We start from the raw sequence: 5,152 nt of genomic DNA, 5'->3' as shown, positions 1-5,152 counted from the left end.
TCATTGCTGCTAGAAATCGCGGGTTCCAAGCGTTGGAGTCAAACCACTAGCCGAAAAGCCACGTCCCGAGCAGGCGGTGGAAGGGGAATGTGAAGAAGCCGGCGATCAGCAGCGAGCCGACGGCCATGGCCCGGGCCGCCCGCTGGTGGCGTTCGATTTGCCGCTTTCGCGCCGAGATGGCGATCATCGGGACCTGGATCATCACCCAGACCGAAAGCACGTGCAGGATGCTGTAGCCGTGATCGTCCGCGCCGACGATGAAGAGGGAAATCAGCGCCGTTGCGAACATCAGCGTCACCCATATCCGGCCCATGGCCCGGTGGGTGGAACCGCCTTTCGGTCGCCAGAACTGGATCACCGTCAGCGCCAGCGCGAAAACGATCGTCAACAGATGCGCCCAAACGAGCGGAGGCACCTGCGCCCAATGGCCCTGCCCGCGGCCGATCGCCACGAGAACGACGCAGAGCAGGGCCAGCGCCGCCAGCGACAGACCGCGATCGAAGAAACTGGCAGGCGCCGAATGGCTGACATGCATGTCAGCCGCAGTTGCACTCATCGTCATCTCCGTCAGTTGCCGATCGCCACCGTGATTTTGCCGATCTGCCGCTAGCATGGAAGGATGCATACGACGGAGGCTGTGCCGAGAGCGTTTATCTTCCGGCACTTAACAGACGGTGATCTTGACGGTGGTATGCGCCGTGGTGGCGACATGTATGGCGGCAATTCGGTCGCGTAGATGGACCTCGGTCGCCAAGACCCTCTACGAGCTATCCACCCCCAGGCACGAGGGTCGAAGCTCATGAGCACGCCACAACAGAATCGATGAGACGGTCGCTGATGAAGCAAGAATTTCCCCCAGATCGGGGAATGCAAATCGGAAGCCGCGGCGAGTTCTCGCACAAATCGCCGAAGGCTGCGGATTTGCCCTTCGATTGCCCTCCGACGGATTATTTGAGCGGCATTCGAAGCCTGTCGATGTCTGGACCGCGTCCGTTGTCGTCACCCACGATCCGGGGCGGCACGATCGGCGCCGATGCGCTGGAGATGGCTCGCATGCCCCTTCCGGCTGACGCTAAGTGCTATAGCATTGCGGGCCCTGCCGGAATCGGTTGCCGGCAGTTCGTGTTCCGGATGCGGCGTCTGCCTGCAGCGGGCGAACACCAAAGGCTAGCAGGGGAGAGGCAGACGGAGATGCGGGCAAAGAGACTTCTTCTCAAGAACCTGCGCCTGAGCGTCATGGACAACGCTTCCGCCTATGCGTTCTCGATCACGATCACCGGATCATATGCACTTCTGACGACGATTGCGCAGCCGGGGCCCCTCGATATCTTCCTGGCTGCTGCCGGTGCTGTCGCCGCCTTCGCGGTGGCGGAGCTTTTGACGTTTCTGCTGCTTCGAGAGGATCCCCAGGAGTCCGACAGCGTCAAGCTGCTCGGGCGGATGCTCAACTTCCTTTCTGTCGGCTGCGCCATGGGAGCCGCTTATCTGTGTGGCCTTCTTTTGCCGGACCCGCTGTCATGGCTGGCAGCGGGATTCGTCTCGGCTCTGATCTTCATCTTCCTCGAAGGTCTCGAACTCGCTGTCGCCGAAGCCCGCGAGGATGCCTGAGCCGGCAGACGATGCGAGTGACAGCCGTCACCCCGGAAGGTGGGCTCGATCCTCGGTAATGCGGTAAGGCCGCCTCCGCGGCTGAACCAAGGTCCGCTCGATATGGCGAGCCGCTCCATGTCGAAGTAGGGCGGGGCAAAGTCAGCCGACAGTGTCGCCAGCGCTCCGTCGGCGAATTCTCGGATCAGCCGCAGCGGGTGCCCCAGAGGAACCCGAGCCTGGCAGCACACATACGAAACAAGCTGTCACTGCGAAGCTCGCTGCCGCGCATGCCCGTCCCCATTGCAAGACACGCCAACACAGAATCACGACCGCACGAAGAGGGGAAGGGTTTTTCCGCAGCCCGCTAATGGACGTCACATCCGCTACATCGGTTTGTCATTGTGTCCGCGCCGGGTTTGTAGTCGTCGCCTTCAGCATATTCCCGATCCAGGATCTCGACGATAGCAGTCGCAGTGAGCCCGTGAAGGACTGTAGAGGCGAAGATGGTGAAGGCGACCAGCGCCCAAAGTGCCCCCTCGTCAACGAACTCGACGTGCGTTGACGCGTAGGCGAGGTAGTAAAGCGACCCGATCCCGCGCACGCCGTAGATTGCTGTCACAGCTCGCGATCTGAGGCTGAGAGGAGTTCCGATGAGACCGAGCATCCCGGCCATCGGCCTGATTATGAGGATCAGGCCAAAACCGATGATGGTGTGGCTCCAATCGAGGTGGGGCCAAAGCGATGGCATGATGCTGCCGAGAAGAACTAGAAGGATCGCGGTGATGGCATGTTCGATCGAGCTTGCGAAGGAATTCAGCCGCTTGTGAAACTGGTGTCGCGCCTGTGCCCTCCTGCAGACAAGGCCGGTGACGAACACGGCAATGAACCCATAACCTTCCGCAAGCTCAACAATTCCGTAGGCAAGAAAAACCCCTGCCAGAGCAAGGACGCCGGGACCTGAAGCCGATGCCGTGTTCCACGCAGGGACCGCGATAAGGATACGACCGAGGAGCCAGCCGATGCCGAGACCGAGAACGGTGCCCACGATTATGCGGTAGAGGACATCCCAGGCGATCCATTCGGTGATCCAAAGTGAGGGATGCGCTCCTTGCGAGGCGACGTGGAGCGCGAGGTAGACGAATGGGAATGCCAGTCCGTCGTTCAAACCCGCTTCAGTAGTCAGTGCGAACCGTACGGGATGCTCCTTGCCTTCCAGTGGCGGACCGATCTGAAGTTCGCCTGCAAGCACGGGGTCGGTTGGAGCGAGCACGGCACCCAACAGGATCGCTCCTCCGATGGTCATCCCTGCGAGGCTCCAGCCAAGAAGCGCGACGGCCGCGATGGTCAGTGGCATGGTGACAGCAAGTAATCTGATCGTGGGGCGCCAATATCGCCAGTTGCCTAGATCATCGATGCGCAGGCCGGTCGTGAAAAGCACCACGATCACTACCAGTTCAGCTGCGACTTCCCATATCGCGGGGTTCTCTGTGGGATCTATCCCTTGGACAACTTGCGGAAATAAAAGCGAGCCGACCATGCCGCACCCCATAAGAAGAGCTGTAGCTGCTGGTGGTCGACGAACGAAAAGGTGCGGCAGCCAATATGACAACAGCAAGCTGGCGCCCAGCGCGACGAGCAGGATGTGGTATGAATCAAGACTGAAGCGGCCATCTTCCATGATGCGTCATTCCAAGTTGATCCAAACGCTCCAAACGGGCGTCACGCACGACGGCCTGACGCCCGCGCTCGACGGCCGCGCCTGAGGACGGCGATGATCACGTCTGGATCAGCAGTTCAAACGAAGTGTGGGGCGGCGGATCCGTCGTTCGAATGGCTGCAGACACGCAGATGCCCGGCCGATCTGATGAGAGACCGACCGGGTTCCAATGGGATGGAAGACGCCGGCAGATCATAGGGATAAGCTACCGCCATCTCCGAGATCATCCAAGCGATCTCTGAAGCTTCTCCCGACAGAGAATTATCGGACGACGTACACGACCTGGCGAGTGCCTGGATCGACCAGAACCGGTTGTCCATTCACATAGACATAGCGGTACTCGTAATCGGGAATGGCCTGCAACTGAACTGTTTCTGGAAGCTGCGCGCCTACTACGGCTTCGCCTTCGAGGTACACGGGATCGAGCGGATTTGAGCGGACATACTCAATCCGCTCGTCCGGCGGATTGAGAGTTGCTCCAGCAACGAGGCCAGCTGCACCTCCGACTGCGGCACCCACAGGGCCGCCGACGAGAGCGCCGGCGACGGCCCCGGTCGCCGCTCCCGCTACTTCGCCAGCTCCGCCCTTATCCTCGTAGGTGACGACCGGGTATTCCGTCCGGCGCTCAGTGACGACCACGGTCTTCCCGCCAGCATCTGCTTCCAGATACTGGCTGTAAGCCCAGCCCGAGGTGCCATCGACCGTTACCCGGCACCAAGAACCGGTTTCGGTACAGCCCTCAAGGGTCGCTGTGTCCTCAGTGCCGATCACGCCAACGATCTCGTAGGTGGGGCCGGGCCCAGCGCGAACGTTGAGATCGGCCGTTGCCGACACTGCCGTTTGAGCGGACGCGGGAATGGCCGCTGCGGCCATCGCTGTCGCCGCGGTGGCGGCAAGGAGGGTGTGGAGTCTCATGTTTCGTCTCCCAACTTTGTCGTCAATGCAGCCGCTGCAAATCAAGCGGCTGTGGGATTGGAAACAGAAGGACAGCGATCGGGTTCCAAGCCTCTGTTTGGAGGTTCGTCAATCTTATCAGCCATTTATCTGGCGTTCATCAATGTGGCGCGAGCCTTGGGCGTTAGGAGTTGATATCGCAAGCATTCTCTCATCTGATGTGTGAGCTGTGCCCCATTTCGGTCAAACAAATACCTTCACCACGGTCTGGCGCTACCTCGAAGCTAATCACTGAAAAGCCAACTTCGGCGACAGCAGAGTATATGGCGACATGTTGGAAACGTACGAGGAGCTATGGTCGGAATTGGGTGATGGGGCCGATCAGGCGGCGCGTTGATCGGCACCGTCATCACCCAGGTTCCGCCATAGCTCGCGCGATCGCGGCGTCGATGTCATTCATATGGGGCATTTGTAGACAGCGACCGTCCAATCTGGCTCACTGCGCCACTCGCGCCAGAGGGCCTCGCAGCGGGCAGTGGCGACCCGCCGAGCGGCGAAACCCTCAAGAACTGTATTTCCCGTGTCGCCGTGCCTTCACGACAAAGGCCATGTGGCGCTTCCCGCGTCACCTGCTGCTCTCGATAGCTGAAGATCAGTTCTGCCCCGAGCAAGACCGACCCGGTGTCGCAGCTGACGGGGTACTCCGGATCAGTGTGGGTGCTCAACGATCCCGTGACGACGACAAAGAGCCTTTCATTGCTCTCGGACTTACCGTCGCACGACGGGCCCTTCGTCGCAGGTGTCCAGCGAAGTTCTCGCCGACGATCAGCCAGCCGCTTCCCTCATCGTTCTCGACCCGCTGAGCGCGTCGCTCGCTAAGTCTCTGCACAAAAAGCATTTACCTCCCCATGCTATCGATGGCTTACTAGAGAAGGGGCCCCGTCGCCACGG

The 5,152-nt window shown here is 60.4% G+C and carries 4 protein-coding genes; 1 reads left to right on the top strand and 3 read right to left on the bottom strand.

What is annotated here, in order from left to right:
- Window positions 1-46 precede the first annotated feature (46 nt).
- Window positions 47-664 carry a hypothetical protein gene (locus tag ATO4_RS26475; protein ID WP_210191154.1) on the bottom strand — a complete coding sequence of 206 codons (618 nt, stop codon included), beginning with the start codon at window positions 662-664 and terminating at the stop codon, window positions 47-49.
- A 173-nt stretch (window positions 665-837) separates the two neighbouring features.
- Here ATO4_RS26475 and ATO4_RS27545 point away from each other — a divergent pair, with 173 nt between their 5' ends.
- Window positions 838-1,608: a hypothetical protein gene (locus ATO4_RS27545; protein ID WP_139802727.1), complete on the top strand. Its 771-nt coding sequence runs from the start codon at window positions 838-840 to the stop codon at window positions 1,606-1,608.
- 346 nt (window positions 1,609-1,954) lie between these two features.
- Here the strand turns inward: ATO4_RS27545 and ATO4_RS26465 are convergent, their stop codons facing one another.
- Both ATO4_RS26465 and ATO4_RS26460 read right to left on the bottom strand, forming a co-directional pair.
- Window positions 1,955-3,268 carry a cation:proton antiporter gene (locus tag ATO4_RS26465; RefSeq protein ID WP_083595085.1) on the bottom strand — a complete coding sequence of 438 codons (1,314 nt, stop codon included), beginning with the start codon at window positions 3,266-3,268 and terminating at the stop codon, window positions 1,955-1,957.
- Window positions 3,269-3,568: 300 nt separating this feature from the next.
- Window positions 3,569-4,222 (bottom strand): DUF1236 domain-containing protein, encoded by a 654-nt coding sequence (locus tag ATO4_RS26460; RefSeq protein ID WP_083595084.1) that lies wholly within the window; start codon window positions 4,220-4,222, stop codon window positions 3,569-3,571.
- Window positions 4,223-5,152: the final 930 nt, after the last annotated feature.

This window comes from Aurantimonas sp. 22II-16-19i (genome assembly GCF_002088275.1).
GTDB lineage: Bacteria > Pseudomonadota > Alphaproteobacteria > Rhizobiales > Rhizobiaceae > Jiella.
This window is presented reverse-complemented; position numbering and strand designations above follow the sequence as displayed.

What these genes read in the sequence shown, in the direction of transcription:
- ATO4_RS27545 (WP_139802727.1), top strand. Translation starts at nt 838, where the DNA reads ATGAAGCAAGAATTTCCCCCAGATCGGGGAATGCAAATCGGAAGCCGC.
- ATO4_RS26465 (WP_083595085.1), bottom strand. Translation starts at nt 3,268, where the DNA reads ATGGAAGATGGCCGCTTCAGTCTTGATTCATACCACATCCTGCTCGTC.
- ATO4_RS26460 (WP_083595084.1), bottom strand. Translation starts at nt 4,222, where the DNA reads ATGAGACTCCACACCCTCCTTGCCGCCACCGCGGCGACAGCGATGGCC.